The organism is Streptococcus sp. CF7_Ac1-8, from assembly GCF_024295435.1.
GTDB lineage: Bacteria > Bacillota > Bacilli > Lactobacillales > Streptococcaceae > Streptococcus > Streptococcus mitis_AP.
Genome location: NZ_JANCPI010000002.1, coordinates 132,990 through 157,020, shown reverse-complemented (window position 1 = coordinate 157,020; position 24,031 = coordinate 132,990). Strand labels below are relative to the sequence as shown.

18 protein-coding genes are annotated in these 24,031 nt (G+C 42.1%); 4 read left to right on the top strand and 14 right to left on the bottom strand.

All coding sequences use genetic code 11. The features are described from left to right. Positions 1-7: 7 nt before the first annotated feature. On the bottom strand, positions 8-3,619 hold the full coding sequence (rpoB, locus tag NMM26_RS01855; RefSeq protein ID WP_125410865.1) for a DNA-directed RNA polymerase subunit beta: 3,612 nt from the start codon (positions 3,617-3,619) through the stop codon (positions 8-10). 484 nt (positions 3,620-4,103) lie between these two features. Between rpoB and NMM26_RS01850 the strand changes: the two genes are divergently transcribed. Beyond that, positions 4,104-5,582, top strand: coding sequence for a M protein trans-acting positive regulator PRD domain-containing protein (locus tag NMM26_RS01850; protein WP_254753650.1), 1,479 nt, complete (start codon positions 4,104-4,106; stop codon positions 5,580-5,582). A gap of 113 nt (positions 5,583-5,695) precedes the next feature. Then, a complete protein-coding gene (locus NMM26_RS01845) occupies positions 5,696-9,592 on the top strand; it encodes a pullulanase (RefSeq protein ID WP_001232752.1) in 3,897 nt (1,298 codons plus the stop codon). Positions 9,593-9,691: 99 nt separating this feature from the next. Here NMM26_RS01845 and NMM26_RS01840 read toward each other — a convergent pair whose 3' ends face one another. The 9 genes from NMM26_RS01840 to ruvB all read right to left on the bottom strand — a co-directional run bounded on the left by NMM26_RS01840 (position 9,692) and on the right by ruvB (position 20,951). Continuing rightward, positions 9,692-10,741 (bottom strand): LLM class flavin-dependent oxidoreductase, encoded by a 1,050-nt coding sequence (locus tag NMM26_RS01840; RefSeq protein ID WP_254753649.1) that lies wholly within the window; start codon positions 10,739-10,741, stop codon positions 9,692-9,694. Between the two features lie 118 nt (positions 10,742-10,859). Continuing rightward, complete coding sequence (glmS, locus tag NMM26_RS01835; RefSeq protein ID WP_254753648.1) at positions 10,860-12,668, bottom strand: glutamine--fructose-6-phosphate transaminase (isomerizing); 1,809 nt, start codon at positions 12,666-12,668, stop codon at positions 10,860-10,862. A gap of 190 nt (positions 12,669-12,858) precedes the next feature. Continuing rightward, complete coding sequence (gene bglA / locus NMM26_RS01830) at positions 12,859-14,238, bottom strand: 6-phospho-beta-glucosidase (RefSeq protein ID WP_254753647.1); 1,380 nt, start codon at positions 14,236-14,238, stop codon at positions 12,859-12,861. Between the two features lie 98 nt (positions 14,239-14,336). Beyond that, the gene (locus NMM26_RS01825; RefSeq protein ID WP_203175581.1) at positions 14,337-16,190 is read right to left on the bottom strand and encodes a proline--tRNA ligase; all 1,854 of its coding nucleotides are present in this window, start codon (positions 16,188-16,190) and stop codon (positions 14,337-14,339) included. A 12-nt stretch (positions 16,191-16,202) separates the two neighbouring features. Continuing rightward, positions 16,203-17,462, bottom strand: a complete 1,260-nt coding sequence (rseP, locus tag NMM26_RS01820) for an RIP metalloprotease RseP (RefSeq protein WP_254753646.1) — start codon at positions 17,460-17,462, stop codon at positions 16,203-16,205. Between the two features lie 21 nt (positions 17,463-17,483). Next, entirely contained in the window at positions 17,484-18,287 is an 804-nt protein-coding gene (locus NMM26_RS01815) for a phosphatidate cytidylyltransferase (RefSeq protein ID WP_101785506.1), read from the bottom strand. An 8-nt stretch (positions 18,288-18,295) separates the two neighbouring features. Next, positions 18,296-19,054, bottom strand: a complete 759-nt coding sequence (locus tag NMM26_RS01810) for an isoprenyl transferase (RefSeq protein WP_101785508.1) — start codon at positions 19,052-19,054, stop codon at positions 18,296-18,298. Positions 19,055-19,399: 345 nt separating this feature from the next. Beyond that, positions 19,400-19,972 carry a nucleotidyltransferase family protein gene (locus NMM26_RS01805; protein ID WP_254753645.1) on the bottom strand — a complete coding sequence of 191 codons (573 nt, stop codon included), beginning with the start codon at positions 19,970-19,972 and terminating at the stop codon, positions 19,400-19,402. Continuing rightward, a complete protein-coding gene (gene ruvB, locus NMM26_RS01800) occupies positions 19,953-20,951 on the bottom strand; it encodes a Holliday junction branch migration DNA helicase RuvB (protein WP_004239104.1) in 999 nt (332 codons plus the stop codon). The genes NMM26_RS01805 and ruvB overlap by 20 nt, the downstream gene beginning before the upstream one ends. Before the next feature lie 132 nt (positions 20,952-21,083). On the opposite strand from ruvB, the gene NMM26_RS01795 reads away from it, so the two are divergent. Together NMM26_RS01795 and NMM26_RS09600 are read left to right on the top strand one after the other, a co-directional pair. Then, positions 21,084-21,176 carry a type I toxin-antitoxin system Fst family toxin gene (locus NMM26_RS01795; RefSeq protein ID WP_000969508.1) on the top strand — a complete coding sequence of 31 codons (93 nt, stop codon included), beginning with the start codon at positions 21,084-21,086 and terminating at the stop codon, positions 21,174-21,176. A gap of 148 nt (positions 21,177-21,324) precedes the next feature. Beyond that, positions 21,325-21,459, top strand: a complete 135-nt coding sequence (locus NMM26_RS09600; RefSeq protein WP_302850805.1) for a hypothetical protein — start codon at positions 21,325-21,327, stop codon at positions 21,457-21,459. 460 nt (positions 21,460-21,919) lie between these two features. On the opposite strand, the gene NMM26_RS01790 is transcribed toward NMM26_RS09600, so the two are convergent. From NMM26_RS01790 to NMM26_RS01775, 4 genes are all read right to left on the bottom strand, one after another. Continuing rightward, a complete protein-coding gene (locus tag NMM26_RS01790; RefSeq protein ID WP_254753644.1) occupies positions 21,920-22,336 on the bottom strand; it encodes a GNAT family N-acetyltransferase in 417 nt (138 codons plus the stop codon). Between the two features lie 11 nt (positions 22,337-22,347). After that, on the bottom strand, positions 22,348-23,043 hold the full coding sequence (locus NMM26_RS01785; protein ID WP_254753643.1) for a GNAT family N-acetyltransferase: 696 nt from the start codon (positions 23,041-23,043) through the stop codon (positions 22,348-22,350). A gap of 94 nt (positions 23,044-23,137) precedes the next feature. Beyond that, the gene (locus tag NMM26_RS01780; protein ID WP_004255183.1) at positions 23,138-23,557 is read right to left on the bottom strand and encodes a DUF3021 domain-containing protein; all 420 of its coding nucleotides are present in this window, start codon (positions 23,555-23,557) and stop codon (positions 23,138-23,140) included. 9 nt (positions 23,558-23,566) lie between these two features. Further along, the gene (locus NMM26_RS01775) at positions 23,567-24,022 is read right to left on the bottom strand and encodes a LytTR family DNA-binding domain-containing protein (protein ID WP_004255178.1); all 456 of its coding nucleotides are present in this window, start codon (positions 24,020-24,022) and stop codon (positions 23,567-23,569) included. Positions 24,023-24,031 lie beyond the last annotated feature (9 nt).

Here is a 24,031-nt window from a genome sequence, read left to right as displayed (position 1 = left end):
GAACTGCTTATTCTTGTTCAGCAGCTTCTTCTGTTGCTTCCGCTTTCGTTGCTTTCTCAGCTTCTTCAGCTTCAAAGGCTGCTTTAGCCTCTTGTGCTGCTTTTTCGCGGGCTTTTTCAAGGTCATCTACGTGGATGACATCTTCGTCCATTCCTTCATCCAAGTCACGAAGTTCCACTTCTTGGTCATCTTCGTCAAGGACACGCATGTCAAGACCAAGAGATTGCAATTCTTTGACAAGAACTCGGAAGGATTCTGGAACACCTGGTTTTGGAATTGGTTTTCCTTTTGTAATAGCTTCATAAGCTTTCAAACGTCCGTTAATATCGTCAGACTTGTAAGTCAAGATTTCTTGAAGGACATTTGAGGCACCGTAGGCTTCAAGAGCCCAAACCTCCATCTCACCGAAACGTTGTCCACCAAACTGAGCTTTACCTCCGAGTGGTTGTTGGGTAACGGTTGAGTAAGGTCCGACTGAACGCGCGTGCAATTTATCATCAACCATGTGGTGGAGTTTGATCATGTACATGACTCCGACAGAAACACGGTTATCAAATGGTTCACCCGTACGTCCATCGTAAAGGATCGTTTTGGCATCGCTATCCATACCAGCTTCTTTAACAGTTGACCAAAGGTCTTCAGAACTTGCTCCGTCAAAGACTGGTGTTGCGATGTGGATACCAAGAGTACGAGCCGCCATACCAAGGTGGAGCTCCATAACCTGACCGATATTCATACGTGATGGCACCCCAAGTGGGTTCAACATGATGTCGACTGGAGTTCCGTCTGGAAGGTAAGGCATGTCTTCTACAGGAACGATACGAGAGACAACCCCTTTGTTTCCGTGACGTCCGGCCATCTTATCTCCGACCTTAATCTTACGTTTTTGAGCGATGTAGACGCGAACCAGCATATTAACACCTGATTGCAATTCATCTCCATTTGCACGTGTAAAGATCTTAACATCACGAACGACACCATCGGCACCGTGTGGTACACGAAGAGAAGTATCACGCACTTCACGAGATTTATCTCCGAAGATAGCGTGCAAGAGACGTTCTTCAGCTGAAAGGTCTTTCTCACCCTTAGGTGTTACTTTACCTACAAGGATATCACCTTCTTTAACCTCAGCACCGATACGGATAATACCCATTTCGTCAAGGTCTTTAAGGGCATCTTCCCCAACGTTTGGAATTTCGCGAGTGATTTCTTCAGGCCCAAGCTTTGTATCGCGCGTTTCTGATTCGTATTCTTCAAGGTGAACAGATGTGTAGACATCGTCTTTAACCAAGCGTTCGCTCATGATAACGGCATCCTCGAAGTTGTAACCTTCCCAAGTCATGTAGGCAACGATTGGGTTTTGTCCAAGCGCCATTTCTCCATTTTCCATAGAAGGCCCGTCAGCGATGAAATCACCTTTTTCAACGACATCACCAACTTTAACAAGCGTACGTTGGTTGTAGGCAGTACCTGAGTTTGAACGACGGAATTTTTGAATATGGTAAACGTCTAATGAACCATCCTCACGACGAACTTCTACCTTGTCAGCATCTGCATAAGTAACTTTACCATCATACTGAGCAATCACAGCAGCTCCTGAATCGTGGGCTGCTTGGTATTCCATACCAGTACCAACGTAAGGTGCTTTAGGGTTAATCAACGGCACAGCCTGACGTTGCATGTTGGCTCCCATGAGGGCACGGTTGGAGTCATCGTTTTCCAAGAAAGGAATACATGCTGTCGCAACGGCAACTACCTGTTTTGGTGATACGTCCATGTAGTCAACAACATTAGCTGGATACTCTTGGTTGACCCCTTGATGACGTCCCATGACAACTTTCTCAGCAAATGTTCCATCTTCATTCAGACGAGAATTAGCCTGTGCTACAGTAAATTCATCTTCTTCATCAGCTGTCAACCAAACGATTTCATTTGTGACAACACCTGTTTCACGGTCAACCTTACGGTATGGTGTTTGAACAAAACCATATTTGTTCAAGTGTCCGTAAGATGACAAGTTATTAATCAAACCGATGTTAGGTCCTTCAGGTGTCTCGATTGGACACATACGACCGTAGTGAGTGTAGTGCACGTCACGCACTTCATATCCAGCACGGTCACGTGTCAAACCACCAGGTCCTAAGGCTGACAAACGGCGTTTGTGAGACAACTCAGAAAGTGGGTTGTGTTGGTCCATAAACTGTGACAACTGTGATGAACCAAAGAATTCTTTAACTGCAGCTGTTACAGGACGGATGTTGATGATTTGTTGTGGTGTCAAGACTTCGTTGTCCTGGACAGACATACGTTCACGGACATTACGTTCCATACGAGAAAGTCCAAGACGTACTTGGTTGGCAAGCAATTCACCAACCGCACGGATACGACGGTTCCCAAGGTGGTCGATATCATCTACACGGCCAAGTCCTTCAGCCAAGTTGAGGAAGTAGCTCATCTCAGCAAGGATATCTGCAGGAGTGACGATACGAACCTTGTCATCTGGATTAGCATTACCGATGATCGTTACAACACGGTCTGGATCAGTTGGTGCAACAACCTTGAATTTTTGAAGAACAACTGGCTCAGTCACAACGGCTGCATCATTTGGAATGTAAACAATCTTGTTCAAGTCGCCATCCAAATGACTTTCAATACTTTCAATCACGCTACGAGTCATGATTGTACCAGCTTCTACCAAGATTTCCCCAGTTTCAGGATCTACCAATGGCTCAGCAATGGTTTGGTTGAGTAAACGTGTTTTAACATTGAGTTTTTTATTGATTTTGTAACGACCGACAGCTGCCAAGTCATAACGACGTGGGTCAAAGAAACGAGCTACAAGCAAGCTACGTGAGCTTTCAGCAGTCTTAGGCTCACCTGGACGAAGGCGTTCGTAAATTTCTTTCAAGGCTTCGTCTGTACGAGAGTCCATTGGGTTCTTGTGGATATCTTTTTCAACAGTATTACGAACCAATTCGCTGTCACCAAAGATATCAAAGATTTCATCATCACCTGAGAAACCAAGAGCACGAACCAAGGTCGTAAATGGAATCTTACGAGTACGGTCAATACGAGTGTAGGCGATATCTTTTGAGTCGCTTTCAAGTTCCAACCAAGCTCCACGGTTAGGGATAACCGTTGAACCGTAGCCCACTTTACCGTTTTTATCTACTTTGTCGTTAAAGTAAACACCTGGTGAGCGGACCAACTGAGATACGATGATACGTTCACCACCATTGATGATGAAAGTACCCATTTCTGTCATGATTGGGAAATCACCAAAGAAAACTTCTTGGGTCTTGATTTCGCCTGTTTCTTTATTGATCAAGCGGAAGGTTACAAAAATTGGTGCTGAGTAGCTAGCATCGTGGATACGAGCTTCTTCTAGCGTATATTTTGGTTCCTTGATTTCATATCCAACGAATTCCAACTCCATTGTGTCTGTGAAGTTTGAAATTGGCAATACATCTTCAAACACTTCCTTAAGACCATGGTCTAGGAAAGCTTTGAATGAATCAGTTTGAATTTCAATCAAATTTGGTAAGTCAAGAACTTCTTTGATTCTTGAAAAACTACGACGGGTACGATGTTTCCCGTATTGAACGTCATGTCCTGCCAAGATGATTCTCCTTTGTAAATAAGTTCCAAGCCTTGTCAATCAGGCTTTTCTAATCGTCATATGGTTTTAAAAACCCCTATCACCGTGTCCTCTTGATAAATTTTCAGAATCTTTAAGTCTTTGTTACAAGTACTCAAAATCCTGAAAAAAAGCACAAAAAGAGCAGCTAAATCTGACTTTTTCAGAAGATTTAACTGCTGTGAGCCTTGTCTGGACAATATTTCAGACAAAACCTACGACAAATGATTACTTACATTATACCCTATTTAGCTAGATTTTTCAAGGGGATTAACGATTTTTTGACAAAATCTTTTCCTATAAAAAATTAAATTCAACTTTCACTTTCCAAACTTCATTTTTAGTTTAATTACTCAATACAAAATATAGTAAATTACGATTTTCTTATTTTATCTTAGGCTGTTTTTCTTGACTTTACTAGGCTTTTCTTTTAATATATATGTATAAATATATAGGGAGATTTGTGATGAATATCTTGCTTTCTAAGACTGAACAAGATTTGCTATTCTTGCTGGAGGAATTAACCAAACACCATGATTGGATAGAAATTCCAGACTTGGCTAAGAAGCTGAATTTTTCAATAGAAGAATTGCAAGAACACCTTTTTAAGCTTGAACAATTATTTCCAAACCTCCTGCTTCAATCAAGCAAAAAAGGCATTCAATTGCAGTTTGACTTCCAAAACGCCTTGGATCCCAGGACTGCGATTTTTAAACAATCTGACACCTACTCCTTTTTGAACCAGTTGTTTTTCAATGAGGGACAATCACTCGAGCAAATGTGTCAAGAACTTGTAATGAGTTGCGAACGAGTTCAGGAAATCATCCAGCATCTAAATACTAAACTTCCACAACACTATAGCGTCAACATCCAACCTTCCCCTTTAGTCATGGAGGGAGAAGAAGAGGACATTCGCGCCTTTTATCTAGACTACTTTAGCCAAAGTTACAGTTTTCTGGATTGGCCCTTTCCTTCTATTTCTGAAGAGGCACTCACTCACTTGATTCAGCTATTTTTGAACGCCCAACAAGTTTCACCCAACCTCAGTAGCTTACGGCAAATCAAATATACCCTAGCTATCAATCTAGAGCGGTTTAATAAAAGTCACTTCATTGAAAATCCTACTCCCCTTTTAACCAGTCACTACAGTTCTCTCATGCAAATTACGCAGTTTGAAGAAAATATTAAGAAGATGGCTAAAAAACTCTGCTTTGAACCGACAATGGAAACACTGGAACAGCTATTTTCAAACCCAATCAAATCTCTTCAAATTGCAAACAATCCTAACAACGGAGCACTGGGTAATATTCATCATATCCAAAAATCCTACCGTTTATTGAGTCAAATCTTAGAAGAGTTAGCTAAAGAATTTCACCTACAGATTGAAAATCGTGAGGAATTGATTTGGCTCCTCCACTACACTGCCCAATCTGATTTCTTTCATTTACTCAGTAACCAGTCTCTCGACAGACAGAAATCCCGGATTTTAAGCAATTATCAAGCAGAATTTCCAAAACTATTTGAAGTAAGTCAACACAAATTCCAATATTATTTGACTGAGATGGGGCTAAACAGTAAGTCAAGTAAGCTACAAGAGATGATCTACACCTTCACCATCCAAGGGCATCGGATTTTAGTCCAACTGCTTCAAAAACTTCCAAAAATACGTGTTTTGGTCATTAGTCATCTGGATAGCCATCATGCACAAAGTCTAATCGATACCCTAACTCACTACGGCAACAATCTCTATCTATTTGATTCTTGGGAAGAATCTACGATTTCTTTCTCAGTTCTCAATCAAATCCCTCACGATATTATTATCACTACCTTTCCTGTCACCAACTCTCCAAAATCACTTATCTACAGTCGTAACTTCTCTACTTCAGAATTATTCTACCACCTCCACCTTCTGGCTTCTCAAATTCATAAAGAAAGACTATCTTAATCGTAACAGAAAATCTGTTGCGATTTTCTTTTGTTTTAATTCCGAGAAAACGCTTGCATATTGTTTTACTACATGCTATACTGATATAGAAATTTATTGATTGGAGAATCATTATGAGAAAAACACCAGCTCAAACTGAGAAAAAAATGGTCTACAGCATCCGTTCCCTCAAAAATGGAACTGGTTCTGTCCTTATCGGCGCAAGTCTTGTCCTACTTGCCATGGCTACACCAACTATCTCAGCCAACGAAAGTACACCAACCACTAACGCAAGTAATAGTGAAACTACTACTGCCCTTGCCCAACCTCTTACTGATACAGCAACGAGCACTGGTAAGAAAGAAAGCGATTTTTCTTCGCCTGAAAATGCAAACGCTTCCCTAGAAAAAACAGAAGAAAAAGCTGCAACAGAGACAGCTACTCCTGCTGCAACCCCAGCCGATTCAGCACCACAAACCGGGCAAGATCGTTCAAACGACCCAACTACTTCTACGAGTCCAGTAACAACTGAAACGAAGGCAGAAGAGCCAATCGAAGACAACCACTTCCGTATCCATGTCAAAAAACTTCCTGAAGAAAACAAGGATAGTCAAGGACTATGGACTTGGGACGATGTTGAAAAACCATCTGAAAATTGGCCAAACGGAGCCTTATCCTTTAAGGATGCCAAAAAAGATGACTACGGCTATTACCTAGATGTCAAATTAAAGGGAGAACAAGCCAAGAAAATTAGCTTCCTTATCAACAATACAGCTGGGAAAAATCTAACCGGCGATAAATCGGTAGAAAAACTAGCACCAAAGATGAATGAGGCTTGGTTGGACCAAGATCACAAGGTTTTCTCTTACGAGCCACAACCTGCAGGAACTATTCGCGTCAACTACTATCGTACAGATGGCAACTATGACAAGAAATCTCTCTGGTACTGGGGAGATGTGAAAAATCCAAGTAGTGGTCAATGGCCTAACGGAACAGACTTTACGGCTACAGGCAAATACGGTCGCTATATCGATATTCCACTCAAAGATGCAGCTAAAGATCTTGGATTTTTATTACTAGACAGAAAGAAACAAGGAGACGATGTGAAAATCCGTAAAGAAGATTATAAGTTCACAGATTTGAAAAACCATAGCCAAATTTTCCTAAAAGACGATGACGAAACCATCTACACCAACCCATACTATGTCCATGATATCCGTATGACAGGTGCCCAACACGTAGGAACTTCTAGCATTGAAAGTAGTTTTTCAACACTAGTCGGTGCTAAAAAAGAGGATATCCTCAAGCACTCCAACATCACGAATCACCTAGGAGAAAAAGTAGCTATTACCGATGTCGCAATCGATGAGGCTGGTAAGAAAGTGACCTACAGCGGAGATTTCTCTGACACAAAACATCCTTATACCGTTAGCTACAACTCTGACAAATTCACTACCAAAACAAGCTGGCGCCTGAAAGATGAGACTTACAGCTATGATGGTAAACTTGGAGCTGACCTCAAAGAAGAAGGAAAACAGGTTGATTTAACTCTCTGGTCACCAAGTGCTGATAAGGTTTCTGTAGTTGTCTACGACAAGAATGACCCTGAAAAAGTGGTTGGAACTGTCGCTCTTGAAAAAGGGGAAAGAGGAACTTGGAAACAAACTCTAGATAGCACAAACAAACTCGGAATCACCGATTTCACTGGATACTATTATCAATACCAAATCGAGCGTCAAGGCAAAACTGTTCTTGCACTCGATCCTTACGCTAAGTCCCTCGCTGCTTGGAATAGCGACGATGCTAAGATTGACGATGCCCATAAAGTGGCTAAAGCCGCCTTTGTAGATCCAGCTAAACTCGGACCTCAAGACTTGACTTATGGTAAGATTCGCAACTTCAAATCGCGCGAAGACGCCGTTATCTACGAAGCTCATGTGCGTGACTTCACTTCAGATCCTGCCATTGCAAAAGACTTAACCAAACCATTTGGTACTTTTGAAGCCTTTATCGAAAAACTAGACTACCTCAAAGACTTAGGTGTGACCCACATCCAGCTCCTTCCCGTCTTGTCTTACTACTTTGTCAATGAATTGAAAAATCATGAACGCTTGTCTGACTATGCTTCAAGCAACAGCAACTACAACTGGGGATATGACCCTCAAAACTACTTCTCCTTGACTGGTATGTACTCAAGCGATCCTAAGAATCCAGAAAAACGAATCGCAGAATTTAAAAAACTCATCAACGAAATCCACAAACGTGGCATGGGAGCTATCCTTGATGTAGTGTATAACCATACAGCCAAAGTCGATCTCTTTGAAGATTTAGAGCCAAACTACTACCACTTTATGGATGCTGATGGGACACCTCGAACTAGCTTTGGTGGTGGACGCTTGGGGACAACCCACCATATGACCAAACGACTCCTAGTTGACTCTATCAAATATCTAGTTGATACCTACAAAGTGGATGGCTTCCGTTTCGATATGATGGGAGACCATGATGCGGCTTCTATCGAAGAAGCTTACAAGGCTGCACGCGCCCTCAATCCTAACCTCATCATGCTAGGTGAAGGTTGGAGAACCTATGCTGGTGATGAAAATATGCCTACTAAAGCTGCTGACCAAGATTGGATGAAACATACCGATACTGTCGCTGTCTTCTCAGATGACATCCGTAACAACCTCAAGTCTGGTTATCCAAACGAAGGTCAACCTGCCTTTATCACAGGTGGCAAGCGTGATATCAACACCATCTTTAAAAATCTCATTGCTCAACCAACCAACTTTGAAGCAGATAGTCCTGGAGATGTTATCCAATACATCGCAGCCCATGATAACTTGACCCTCTTTGACATCATCGCCCAGTCTATCAAAAAAGACCCAAGCAAGGCTGAGAATTATGCTGAAATTCACCGTCGTTTGCGACTTGGAAACCTCATGGTCTTGACAGCTCAAGGAACTCCGTTTATCCACTCTGGTCAAGAATATGGACGTACCAAACAATTCCGTGACCCAGCCTACAAGACTCCAGTAGCAGAGGACAAACAACCAAACAAATCTCACTTGTTGCGTGATAAGGATGGCAATCCATTTGACTATCCTTACTTCATCCATGACTCTTATGACTCTAGTGATGCTGTCAACAAATTTGACTGGACTAAAGCTACAGATGGCAAAGCTTTCCCTGAAAATGTCAAGAGCCGTGACTATATGAAAGGGTTGATTGCCCTTCGTCAATCTACAGATGCCTTCCGACTTAAGAGTCTCCAAGATATCAAAGACCGTGTCCACCTCATCACTGTCCCAGGTCAAAATGGTGTAGAAAAAGAGGATGTAGTGATTGGCTACCAAATCACTGCTCCAAATGGGGATATCTACGCAGTCTTTGTCAATGCGGACGAAAAAGCTCGCGAATTTAATTTGGGAACTGCCTTTGCCCACCTCAGAAATGCTGAAGTTTTGGCAGATGAAAACCAAGCAGGACCAGTAGGAATTGCCAACCCGAAAGGACTTGAGTGGACTGAAAAAGGCTTGAAATTGAATGCCCTTACAGCTACTGTTCTTCGAGTCTCTCAAAGCCGTCCAGCTATGAAAGATAAACCAGAATTTGACCTTTCAAATTCTAGACAAGAACAAGGTCAAGGTCAAGAGCACAGTACAAGCGATATTCCAAACCGATCAAACAAACCTGAACATCAAAATCCAGATCCAGCTCCACAAGCTAAACCTGATTCTACTAAACCGGATGCAAAAGTAGCTGATGCAGAAAATAAACCTAGCCAAGCTACAACTGATTCACAAGCTTCACAACCAACACAAGAAGCACAAGCATCATCTGTAAAAGAGGCGGTTCAAAACGAATCGGTAGAAAACTCTAGCAAGGAAAATAAACCTGCACCCCTAGCTAAACAAGCTGAACTTCCAAATACAGGAACTAAAAACGATAACAAACTCCTATTCGCAGGAATCAGCCTCCTTGCCCTTCTCGGTCTCGGATTCTTACTAAAAAACAAAAAAGAGAATTAAACTAGCCCTCCTATAGAAAAATCCTCCGAGCATTAATGCTCGGGGGATTATTTTTTGTACAATATTTGTAGTTATAATACATTTGATTAGTATTTTTTATTAAGCCTCTTTCATGGCAAAATAAGACCGTACTTTGGGAGCCACTTGCGTTCCGAAAAGTTCAATAGCTCTCAGAACCTGATTATGTGGCATAGAACCAAGCGGTAGATGGAGCATGAAGCGGTCCAAACCTAAATCCTCTATCATGCGAATCAATTTTTCTGCCACCTGTTCTGGATTGCCTACAAACATAGCACCATTTGGTCCGACCTGTTCAAGGTATTGTTCATAACGCAATTCCTGCCAGTGCGGACGGTCTTTGGAAATAGCATCCACCACTTGCTTGGTTGGATGGAAATAATCTTTCACCGCCTGCTCGCCATCTTCAACAATCCAACCCCAAGAATGAGCTCCCACTTTCAGGTCTTTTTCTGCATGACCGGCATCCCTACCGATCTCACGATAAGCCTGAATCAACTTTTTAAAATAACGAGGGTTACCACCAATAATGGCATAGACAATCGGTAGGCCTGCCTGAGCAATCTTCACTGTTGATTCGACATGACCACCTGTCGCTATCCACAAGGGTAATTTTTCCTGAACTGGACGAGGATAAACTTCTTGACCAGAGATTGTTTGAGTCAATCGCCCTTTCCAGTCTAGCCTTGTCTTTTCATTGACTAACTGGAGCAAGTCTAATTTCTCATCAAAAAGGGCTTCGTAGTCTTTCAAATCATATCCAAATAAAGGGAAAGATTCCGTGAAAGAACCCCTTCCAGCCATAATCTCCGCACGTCCATTTGACAAAGCATCGATAGTGGCATACTGTTGGAACAAACGAATAGGGTCCATGCTTGAGAGAATGCTGACTGCACTGGTCAAACGGATTTTCTTGGTATTGACTGCTCCAGCTGCCAGAACAATCTCTGGGGCTGATACCGCAAAGTCTTCCCGATGGTGCTCACCAATTCCATACACATCCAAACCAAGCTTGTCAGCCAGCTCAATCTCCGCCACCAACTGGCGAATTCGTTCAGCATGACTGTAAGTCTGCCCAGTCCTTTCAAGCGCCGTTGTTTCTCCAAATGTTGAAATTCCCAATTCTACCATTGTGATTCTCCTTGTCTACCTCTGTCCTTCAATTTGAAAAATTATTCTAACACGAATCTTGAGTACAAGCAACCGATTTGCTCACAAGAAAAAGCCTAGATACCTAGACTTTTTTAGTTTATTCTACCGTTACTGACTTAGCAAGGTTACGTGGTTTGTCCACATCAAGTCCACGGTGGAGTGTTGCGAAGTAAGCGACTAATTGCGTTGGCACGACCATTGAAATTGGTGAAAGGTAAGGGTGGACGGTCGTAAGAACGATGTCGTCTGTATCTTTGGCAACATTTTCTTCTGCAATAGTGAGGACTTTGGCACCACGGGCTGCCACCTCTTGGATATTTCCGCGAGTGTGGTTGGCAAGAACTGGATCTGACAAGAGGGCCAAGACAGGCGTTCCTTCTTCAATCAAGGCAATGGTTCCGTGCTTAAGTTCTCCTGCTGCAAAGCCTTCACACTGAATGTAAGAAATCTCTTTGAGTTTGAGACTTGCTTCCATGGCTACATAGTAATCTTGACCACGCCCGATGTAAAAGGCATTACGAGTTGTTTCAAGAAGCTCACGAACCTTGGCTTCGATGGTTTCTTTCTCTGAAAGAGTTGATTCGATAGACTGAGCTACGATTGACAACTCATGAACCAGGTCAAAGTCTTTCGCTTTGGCATTTCCATTTGCTTCTCCGACTGCTTTTGCAAGGAAGGCAAGGGCTGCAATTTGCGCTGTATAGGCCTTGGTTGATGCCACGGCAATTTCAGGACCTGCGTGAAGGAGCATGGTATGGTTGGCTTCACGTGAAAGGGTTGAACCTGGGACATTTGTCACTGTCAAGCTTGGGATTCCCATTTCATTAGCCTTAACCAAAACCTGACGACTATCCGCTGTTTCACCAGACTGGCTGATAAAGATGAAAAGTGGTTTCTTGCTGAGAAGTGGCATACCGTAGCCCCACTCAGAAGAGATTCCAAGTTCAACTGGTGTATCCGTCAATTCTTCCAACATCTTCTTCGAAGCAAATCCTGCGTGGTAAGATGTTCCAGCTGCAAGGATGTAAATACGGTCTGCGTCTTGAACAGCCTTGATAATAGCTGGATCTACGACAATTTGACCAGCCTCATCTGTGTAGGCTTGGATGAGTTTACGCATGACCGTTGGTTGCTCGTCGATTTCCTTGAGCATGTAGTAAGGATAAGTTCCCTTACCGATATCTGACAAGTCAAGTTCAGCAGTATAGCTAGCACGCTCACGACTATTGCCATCATAGTCTTGAACTTCCACACTATCAGCCTTAACGATAACCAACTCTTGGTCATGGATTTCCATGTATTGGTTGGTTTCACGAATCATAGCCATAGCGTCTGAGCAGACCATGTTATAGCCTTGTCCAAGACCAATCAAAAGTGGTGATTTATTCTTAGCCACGTAGATAACTTCAGGATCTTGTGAATCTACCAAGGCAAAGGCATAAGAACCACGGATGATGTGAAGAGCTTTTTTGAAAGCTTCAAGAACTGACAAGCCATCTTCTTCCACAAATTTTCCAATCAAGTGAACAGCGATTTCAGTATCTGTTTGTCCCTTAAAGTGGTGCCCAGCAAGGTATTCTTCCTTAATTTCAAGGTAGTTCTCAATCACCCCATTGTGAACCAAGACAAAACGTTCTGTCTCAGAGCGGTGTGGGTGAGCATTGTCCTCAGTTGGTTTCCCGTGAGTTGCCCAACGAGTATGTCCGATACCAGTCGTTCCCTCAACACCAACTGTCTTGGCAGACAATTCTGCGATACGGCCTACAGCCTTGACTAGATGGTTCTCAGCACCACCTAGGACAAAAATCCCCGCAGAATCATAACCACGGTATTCGAGCTTTTCAAGCCCTTGAATCAAAATATCAGTTGCATTTGTGTTTCCAACAACACCAACAATTCCACACATAGTATATACTACACAGACCAGCTGTGCTTTCTCCTTAAAATTGGTATAGTCTGATTCCTCTTTTATAGAATCAGCAAAAACAGTATATACTTGTTTCTTTCACTTGTCAAGAATAAAAATTGGTATAGTTGAAATTAAGCTCCTGTAAGTAAAAGCTCTGACCAATTAGGACAATCAGTCAGAGTCTTTTTTAAAATCCATTATTGTCGCTTAGTTCCTTGAACCAGTGCCCTGATTTCTTCAGACGGCGTTCTTGCGTTTCCAAGTCTAGTTCGACCAAACCATAGCGGTTTTTATAGCTGTTGAGCCATGACCAACAATCGATAAAAGTCCAAATTAAGTAGCCCTTACAATTGGCTCCGTCTTCAATGGCACGGTGCAGTTCACGAAGATGACCTTTTACAAAGTCAATACGATAATCATCTTGAATCATTCCATTCTCACGGAATTTTTCCTCTCCTTCAACACCCATACCATTTTCTGTCAACATCCATTCGATATTACCATAATTTTCCTTGATATTTTGGGCGATGTCATAAATCCCTTGCTCATAAATTTCCCAGCCACGGTGAGGATTGATTTTACGTCCAGGCATCACATAAGGCTCGTAAAAATGTTCTGGCAAGAGTGGACTCTCTGGATGTTTAGCAAATCGAGGTGCCATAACACGCAAAGGTTGATAGTAGTTGACACCGAGGAAGTCCACCGTATTATCACGAATGAGTTTCAACTCCTCCTCCGTAGTATCAGGTAAGAGACCGTGTTCATGCAAGATTTCTACCAACTCCTGTGGATAAGTCCCCAAAACAGACGGATCTAAGAAAGATTGGGCCTGAAAAAGATCCGCAATACGAGCAGCTTTGACATCAGCAGGATGCTGGCTACGTGGATAAGCCGGTGTCAAGTTGAGGACAATCCCAATTTTGGAATCAGGTAAGAGTTCATGACAGGCCTTGACCGCTAGACTGCTAGCTAATTGTGTGTGGTAGGCTACTTTAACCGCCGCTTCTGCATCCACCTTATGTGGATAATGTGCATCGTAGAAATAGCCAAATTCTACAGGAACGATAGGCTCATTAAAGGTAATCCATTGATCCACTAAATCTCCATAAGTCTCAAAACAGAAACGAGCATAGTCTTCATAGGCTGAGACAGTCGCCTTATTTTCCCAACCATCGCCATCCTCTTGAAGTGAAAAAGGCAAATCAAAGTGGTAGAGATTGACTAACAGACGAATCCCCTTAGCCTTAATAGCCTCAAAGACCTTACGATAGAAATCCACACCTTGAGGATTGACTTTTCCACAGCCTTGTGGAAAAATCCGTGACCACTGGATAGAAGTCCGAAAGGCCGTGTGACCAGTCTCTAACAAAAGCTCAATATCCTGTTCCCAATTTTCATAAAAAGTCGATGTCTTATCTGGACCAATCCCATTATAGTAACGATTTGGCTCCACTTGGTACCAGTAATCCCAGAGATTATCTCCCTTGCCGTCACCAGCTACACGCCCTTCTGTCTGCGGCCCAGAAGTGGAGGATCCCCAGACAAAATCCTTTGGAAATCTTAGCATATATTTACCTCTTTATCTAGTCATTTTTCCCATTATACAGAAAAAACAAGGTAAAAACTAGTTACATTTTTTCCTTGTTTTTCTTCTGATTATAGTTTTTATTTTTTGCTGAGGATTTCAAGCGTTTCAAGTAAATTATCTGCATGAACTTCGATAGTATCACCAGTCGCTTTAATCTTAACTTCTACGATGCCATCGGCCGCTTTTTTACCCACAGTGATGCGGATTGGAAGACCAATCAAGTCGCTATCGCTAAATTTAACACCGACACGTTCGTTACGATCGTCCGTTAAGACTTCGTAACCAGCTCCCATCAAGCTTGCTTCAAGTTTTTCTGTCAGAGCTTGTGCTTCTTCGTCCTTGACATTGACAGTAATCAAGTGCACATCAAATGGTGCCAATTCTTTAGGGAAATTGATTCCCCAAGCGTAACGGTATTCACCTTTTGGTGTTTTGTTAACAAAGAGGCGTGCGTGTTGCTCCATAACGGCTGAAAGGAGACGGCTAACACCGATACCGTAACATCCCATGATAATTGGTACAGCACGGCCATTTTCATCCAAGACATCTGCTCCCATGCTTGCTGAATAACGAGTACCGAGTTTAAAGATGTGACCAATTTCGATACCACGCGCAAAGTTAAGGACACCTTGTCCGTCTGGAGAAATTTCACCCTCACGAACTTCACGGATATCCACATATTCTGCAGTAAAGTCACGACCTGGGTTCACACCAGTCAAGTGATAGCCATCTTCGTTAGCACCCACAACTGCATTGCGAACATCTTGCACCTTACGGTCTGCGATGATTTTAACATTCTCTGGTAAACCAACTGGGCCAAGTGAACCAAATCCTGCTTGAACAAGATTCGCCACTTCTTCTTCGCTAGCAACGTCAAAGAAATCTGCTCCCAAGTGGTTCTTCAACTTAACTTCATTGAGTTGGTCATTTCCAACTAGAAGGGCCGCAACAAGCTCCCCATCTGCCATGTAGAAGAGGATTTTGATCGTTTGTTCTTCTGGAACGTTTAGGAAGGCTGCCACTTCATCGATTGATTTAACATCTGGCGTTGCAACACGAGTCACTTCCTCTTCAGCGACAACACGGTTGCTTGGTTTGTACTCGTTTGTTGCCATTTCCAAGTTGGCCGCATAGCTAGATTCACTTGAGTAGGCGATGGTATCTTCACCAGAGACCATCCATTTAAGCAATTCTGCCTTGATTTCTTCTTGCACCTCTGCAGGAATCTCATCAAATGAGGCAACTGACTTGTCCAAAACAACCCAGCGGTCAAGGTCTGTACGAGCAGGTGTAATGGCCATAAATTCTTGGCTGTCCTTACCACCCATGGCTCCACCGTCACCGATGATAGCCTTGAAGTCTAATCCACTACGAGTGAAAATACGCTCATAGGCAGCTTTGTACTCGTCATAAACACTGTCCAAACTATCATAGTTAGCGTGGAAGCTGTAAGCATCCTTCATGATGAACTCACGTGTACGGAGAAGTCCATTACGTGGACGTTTTTCATCTCGATACTTAGGTTGGATTTGGTAAAGGTTGAGTGGCAATTGCTTGTAAGACTTAACAGAATCACGAACAATAGCTGTAAAGGTTTCTTCGTGAGTTGGACCTAGGATAAAGTCTGATTTTTCACGGTTTTTTAGTTTGTAAAGGTCCTCACCATAAGTTTCGTAACGACCTGATTCGCGCCACAATTCTGCACTGAGAAGGGCAGGAGCCAACATCTCAACGGCACCAATCTTATCAAACTCTTGGCGCATGATGTTTTTGGCTTTTTCAATCACACGGTTGGCAAGTGGTAGATAAGAATAAACACCTGCAGATACTTGACGAACATAGCCAGCTCGCAACATAAGAGCATGACTGATAACTTGAGCATCGCTTGGCATTTCGCGAAGCGTTGGGATAGGCATTTTACTTTGTTTCATAATATTCCTCGATTATCTAAAAAAGAGTCGCATAATGTCATTCCAGGTCACAGCAATCATCAAGACAACCATGATGACCACTCCGGCCAAGGTGACATAGGTTTCAATTTCTTGTTTTAATGGTTTACGGCGGATAGCTTCTAGGATATTGAGAACAATCTTACCACCATCCAGAGCTGGAATCGGAATAAGATTAAAAATCCCGATATTAATGGAAATCATTGCCAAGAAGTACAAGACGTTTTCAATTCCATTTTTAGCAGCATCACTACTTTCCTTAAAGATGGCAACAGGTCCACCTAGCTTGTTCAAATCCGGTTGTAAAATCAGATTTTTCAAAGCCGATAGAATTCGGAGAGCTGAGTCAGCAGCGGTTGTGAAACCACCCACAAACATGGATAGAAAGTCCGACTTAATTCCCGGTTGAACACCTAGAAGGTAACGACCTTGATTTTCTTCAGGAGTAACAGTGACTTGCTTGTCTCTACCCTTTTCAGAAATAGTCACATCCAAGGTTGGGGCCGTCTTATCTTTAGTTTCTGCTTCCACAGCCTGGATCAAACTTTCCCAGTTGCTAATCTCATGTGAACCAATCTTGGTAATCTGAGCTGTCTCTGGTACTCCCACCTTAGCCAAGGCCCCTTGGGGCATAATATGGAACTGGTTGGTATCGACATCTCTGACACCACCCTGCATAAAGATTAAAATCCAAAAAACAACGACACCTAAGATAAAGTTGTTCATAGGACCTGCAAAGTTGGTAATCAGTTTGCCCCAGATAGTTGCATTTTGATATTGTACATCCAAGGGAGCAATCCGAACCTCAGTTCCATCTGCTTCCACAACCGTTGCATCGTGATTCACTGCAAATGTTTTTTCTTCTTCCAGAACCAAGCCCTTGATAAAGAGCTTGTCTTCAAAGTCAAACTGGGTCACCTGCATAGGGAGGGCCGTTTGATCCAATTTTTTACCTGAGAGATTGATGCGTTTAACCTTACCGTCATCAGTAAGCGTCAAACTGACAGGAGTCCCTGTCTTGATTTCAGTCGTATCATCACCCCAACCGGCCATACGAACATAGCCACCCAAAGGCAAGATTCGAATGGTATAGGCCGTTCCATCCTTACCAATATGAGAAAAGATTTTGGGTCCCATACCAATTGCAAATTCACGCACTAGAATTCCTGATTTCTTGGCAAAGTAGAAGTGTCCGAACTCGTGCACCACCACAATAATCCCGAAAACCAGAATAAAGGTTAAAATTCCGAGCATAGTATTTCCTCCGTCTTTTGATTAAAAGAGTCCAAATAAGTGCATGATTGGAAATACAAGCAACATACTATCGAAACGATCCAAAACACCACCATGTCCAGGGATAAATTTCCCAGAATCCTTAACACCAAAGTGACGCTTAATCGAACTTTCTAGTAAATCACCAAATTGTCCAGCTATGCTAAAGAAAATAGCAAAGACTGACATCTTGTAAATTCCATACGGAAGAGCAACTGTACTGTCAACTATCATAAAGATAATGGTTACTAAAATTGCTCCTAAAACACCGCCAAAGGCACCCTCAAGTGTTTTATTAGGCGATACCCTTGGTGCTAATTTTCGTTTCCCATAGTTCATCCCAGCAAGATAGGCACCACTGTCGGTCGCCCAGACGATACACAAAGCTAAGAGAGCCTTGTCCAAACCTGCAACACGAGCATCTAGTAAGGCATTAAATCCAAAGCCCACATAGAAACTCATAGCAAGAGGGAAAACAGCATCCTCAATCGTATAAGACTTGCTAAAAACAGTCGTTCCTAACATAATTGAAATCAACACACTATAGGCAACCACATTCCCATCAACTGGCAAAAAAGTCAGGTAATTCTCCAAGGGAATGGTCAGGGCAAAGGTTGCAAAGAGGGTCAAGAGCCCCTCCATAGTCATGGTCTCTAAACCTCTCATCTTCAAAAGTTCATGCATGGCTAGCATGGCTATAATTCCAATTGCTATCTGAAGCAAGAGTCCCCCAATCATCAAAATCGGTAGGAAAATAGCCAGGGCAATCCCTGCGAACAAGGTTCTTTTTTGTAAATCCTTTGTCATATCTCCTCCTAAACTCCTCCAAATCGGCGATGACGACGATTGTAGGCAAGAATGGCTTCCTGCAAGGCTACTTCGTCAAAGTCAGGCCACAAGGTATCTGTAAAATAGAGTTCACTATAGGCCCCCTGCCATGGAAGGAAATTACTCAAACGTAATTCTCCACTAGTACGGATAATCAAGTCCGGATCTCGTACATCCTTAGGCAAATGCTGGGTGAAGAGATAGTTGCCAATCAATTCCTCTGTGATGTCACCTGGGTTGATTTTGTCATCTAAAACATCCTGGGAAATCAACTTAAGCGCCTGTGTAATCTCAGCACGTCCACCATAGTTGAGGGCAAAATTAAGAATCAATCCTGTGTTGTTCTTAGTCAATTCCTCAGCCTTGGTTAAAGCTTCAAAGGTTTGCTTAGGCAGGCGATCTGTCTCCCCAATCATTTGAATCTTAACATTATTGGCATGCAATTCCGGGACATAATTGTCATAAAACTCTACTGGCAAGTTCATAATAAACTTGACTTCCTGATCTGGACGGGTCCAATTTTCCGTAGAAAAAGCATAGACCGTAATCACCTTGACGCCTAGCTTGTTGGCTGCCTTAGTCACAGTTTGCAATGCTTCCATACCCGCCTTGTGACCGAAGACCCGTGGTTGCATACGTTTTTTAGCCCAACGGCCATTCCCATCCATGATGATACCGATATGAGCAGGAACCTGGGTCGGAACCTCTACTTCCACAGCCTTATCTTTCTTAAAAAATCCAAACATGATCTTATTCCTATTCAAAAATCTATCGTTTCATTATACCATATTTCCCCATTTTCTTCTATCACTAAGCTATTTATACTCTTCGAAAATCTCTTCAAACCACGTCAGCTCTATCTGCAACCTCAAAACAGTGTTTTGAGCAACCTGCGGCTAGCTTCCTAGTTTGCACTTTGATTTTCATTGAGTATTATTCTCAGGCACCAAGCCCATTTTTCAAAAAAATAAGCCGCCTGATTGGGCGACTTTATTTTTTATAGGGAGATTATTATGAAAAAGTTTTAGGAGTTTAAGTTAAGGTCTTCTTAACTTATGAACTTAGTATACACTTCCTAGCTTAAAGTTTCCTTAAGTATTTTTAAAAATCAAATTTTTCCATTTCTCCTGCCACTTTTTCTTGGATAGACGTATTTGGTAAAGTTCCATTCGGTCTTCATTTTCTATGAAATGAGGAGTTGGACGAACTTGAAAATTCAAAATATCCTCGAGACCATAAGGAGTAAAGAGTTCTAAAGCGAATTCTTCATTCAAGCGCAGTCCAATCGCTGTACACCGTTCTGGATACTTACTCATAGCATCACGGGAACTGGTATAGGGAGCAGTATGAGGGCTATGCTGGTGCATATAGACCTGATTTTTCAATTCCCACTGATACTGAGGAAAGTCCTCTCGTAGCTTTTTCTCCAGTAATAAGGTTTCCTCATAAGAAAAATCTGGATCAAAGAAAATCACATCTACATCTGTTTCATGGTCAAAAGGGGGGGTGTCTGACAAGAGATTCCAGATGAAATTTCTGACAGAACCTGCTGCCAACCACGAGTCTTTCAGACCAAGATTTCGGATGATCGTCAAAATAGCCATCATATCCGGATTTTCTCTAAAAGCCTCTAGAATTTCTTGCTTATTTTTCACTGTATTCATAACCTAAATGCTCATATGCCTTAGCAGTCGCCACCCGTCCAGACCGCGTCCGCATGATAAAGCCTTTTTGGATGAGGTAGGGTTCGTACATGTCCTCCACCGTCTCACGCTCTTCAGCGATATTGACAGAAAGAGTTCCTAATCCGACAGGACCACCACCGTACATCTCAATCATGGTACGAAGGATTTTTTGATCCACATAGTCCAGACCTTCATGGTCAACATCCAGCATGGTCAAGGCCTTATCGGTAATAAGATCATCGATAACCCCATTCCCCATAATCTGAGCAAAATCGCGCACGCGCTTAAGGAGACGATTGGCAATACGGGGAGTTCCACGACTACGTAGAGCCAACTCAGACGCTGCCTCATGAGTGATTTCCATCTCAAAAATATCTGCCGTCCGCTCGACAATTTCCGTCAAGTCAGCATGGGCATAATACTCCATATGACCTGTAATCCCAAAACGTGCCCGTAAAGGATTGGAAAGCATGCCAGCCCGAGTCGTCGCACCAATCAAGGTAAAAGGTGGCAACTCCAAATGAACACTGCGACTGCCTTCACCAGCCCCAATCATGATATCAATGTAGAAGTCCTCCATAGCACTATAAAGCACCTCTTCCACTGACATAGGCAAGCGATGAATCTCATCAATAAAAAGGACATCCCCCGGTTCTAAGTCATTCAAAATCGCTACCAAATCACCGGCTTTTTCAATGACTGGACCCGAAGTCTGCTTGAGATTGACACCTAGTTCGTTGGCAATAACAAAAGCCATGGTCGTTTTTCCCAAGCCTGGAGGGCCAAATAAAAGCACATGATCCAGCGCTTCATCCCGCATTTTGGCAGCTTCTATAAAGATTTGAAGCTGGTCCTTAACCTTATCCTGCCCAATATATTCACGTAAATACTGAGGACGGAGTGTGCGTTCTACTAACTCCTCATCCCCCATTATCTCATTATCTAAAATTCTACTCATGGCTCTATTATATCAAAAATCCAAGCCACAAACAAAAAAGCCACTGGATTGGTGACTCCTAAGTTTAGCACGTATGTGGTATAATATCATACGGCACTTCTACACCGCCTGCGAAAGGAGGTGAGATAGCCCATGATGGATACAATACTTAAAACTATCATCGGACCAATTGTGGTCGGTGTCGTTCTTCGGATAGTCGATAAATGGCTAAACAAGGACAAATAGTGTCAAAAAGACCCCAAGCTTATTTGGACGTGAGCTTGGGGTCTTTTCTAGCCTATGATATAGACACAATACTTAATTCCCTTTTATTATCTCACAGTTCACGAATTTTGTCAAAGGTTTACATTCTCTTTAACCTCCGTACAACAATATGATGCACCACGCCTTGACAACCAAGAGCATTATTACAGCAGTTCTAACACTTCAATTCACAGACACTTGCAATCAAATTGAGGTTGAAGTAACTGAAGCGACAACAGACCTATTTCTTAGTCATATTCGCTAAAAAGTCCCCGACAAAACCTCAAAAAGTCCCCGACAATTCCCCGACAAAAATCCAAAAAATGCCGAAAAATATCGAAAAAGTATTTTTAGAATAGTCCCCAAAAGCCTGAAATAGAGCCAAAAAACTCCACCTGATTGGGTGGAGTTAAGGGAGATTATTATGAAAAAGAAAAGTTTAGGATTTTATTAAATAAAGTTAGGAGGTCTTTATTTAATAACTATATGATACAAGGCGAAGCTTAAAACTAGCTTAACTTTTCTCAAATTTTACTATTTTTTTGCAAAAAAACTCTATCACCATCACCTACCCACGAAAAAAGCCACCTGATTGGGTGACTTCATTAGGAGATTATGATGAAAAAAGTTTTAGGATTTCATTAAATAAAGTTAGGAGGTCTTTATTTAATGACTATATAATACTAGACTAGCCTTAAACTTTGCTTAAGAAAAAACAAGTTTTATTATTTTTCTCTGTTTATCCAAGTCATTCCTATACAATCATAGGTAGATAAGGCTTCAAAACCCAAAGAACGATAAAATCCCACGTTTTTTTCTGTCTGTTCTGTCACCAGCTGGACTTGATAAGCATCTTTGTAATCCTCTAAAGCCTCTTTCATCAAGAGACTACCAATCCCTTGACGCTGATAGATAGGTAAAACGATTAAATCCTGAACCAATACTGATGAGAATTCATCTCCAACCAAACGAATCAAGCCCACCACAGCATCACCATCAAGTGCCACATAAATCACTAATGAATGAGATAAGGCCTGCTCCAGCATCTGAGGTTGATTTGTATAATTTGTCCAACCGACAGCCTGATAGAGATGTAAAACATCTTCTAACTTGACAACATCTTGCTTTCTAACGCTAATCATATCATCACCTATTAGAGTTCTCTCAAGCTCTCGTACTGCCGTCCATTTTTATCAAAGTTTTCAGGACGCAACCATGTTTCCAAACGAGATTTGACTTGAGGCCAGTCCTTATCAATCATAGACAACCAATCCGTATCCCTTGTACGTCCCTTATAAACCACTGCCTGACGGAAGGTTCCTTCATAGACAAAGCCCAAACGTTCCGCAGCTCGTCTGGATGGCAGGTTAAAAGCATCGCATTTCCACTCATAGCGACGATAGTTGAGTTCTTCAAAGACATAGCGAGCTAGGAGATACTGGGCTTCTGTTCCTATCCGTGTCCCCTTGAGCACTGGAGAAAAAGTGACTGCTCCGACTTCTATTACTCGGTTATTCTGGTCAATGCGCATGAGAGAAAAAGTTCCCAAAGCCTTACCAGTCGCCTTGTCTATGATTACATAGTAAAAACGGTCCTTACGAGCCAACATCTGATTTAAAAGGGTAACCAGCTCCTCCATATCTGCCACTGGCTCCTGAAAAAGGTAGGTCCACATCTCCTGAGGCGTATCAGGGCCATAAACAGCTAGCAAATCCCTCGCATGCTTTTCCACTGAAAGAGCCTCTATTCGAGCATAACGCCCTTCTAAGAAATCAATAGAAGGCAGTGCACCGGGTGTATAACCCTCCATTGACTCACCAATCATCTGACCATATTCGTTTACTGGCATTTTTCTTCTCCTTGTTTTACGCTGAAAATACTATATCACAAATTGTTCTCTTTGGAAACTGGCACTGTCTTCAAGCTTCATCCTCAACACTATATTAGTGACCCGTTTTCTGTCTTTTATCCTCTAAGGCTTGATTAATTCGTTGGGTGAGTTTGTGAGTTTGCCAGATTTGATACAACCATATCAATCCATAAATTAACAAGAAAAAGAACCAAAGCAAGGGACTCCACAAGGCTGAACCCCAACCAAAAAATAGAGAGGTCAATACTAAAATAGTAGCTGTCACTAATAAATGAACTCCTACACGTATACTAAAAGCAAGAAACTCTAGCTTTTCAAGTATTAAAGTCAATACCCCCATAATTCCACCCATTAAAAACAGAGCTAGAATATTTTTTATCATTGGTTCAGGATAGGTAATACCTGGATAACACTGAGCTAATAACATCATACTCAAATAAAAGAAGGAAGCCGTGCGCATTCCCGATACAAAATAATCAATTAATCGTTTCATGATTTTCTCCTATAAACCTAAATAATTCATTAAGGACTTAACGTATTTCCGACTCACACTAGATTTGATGCCCCGAGTCATTTTAGCCATCATGTTCCCTGAAAAGCTATCTGATAACGATTCTAAGTGGTCAATGTTTATAATTGAATGGCGTGATATCTGTATAAAGTTACGCCGATTAATCCGATTCTGAAAGTTTATCAATGTTTCCTTAGTTTTATAAATCCCGTCTACCGTATAAATGGTTAACAAGTTCTTATCGATATCTGCTAGAATAAGATCCTCAATTTTCACCATAACCAGATGATCATCCGTTCGAATAGGAATGACCACCTGATTGGTCGTTGAAAATTGTTCTAAATACTCCATGACTTCCCTTGCTTGGTCGGTTAACTGAGCTGCCTGAATTACAATCTGTGGGTCCTTTTCTGAAAACTCTGCCTTCATTTCAAAACGAATCTTCATTTTCTCTCC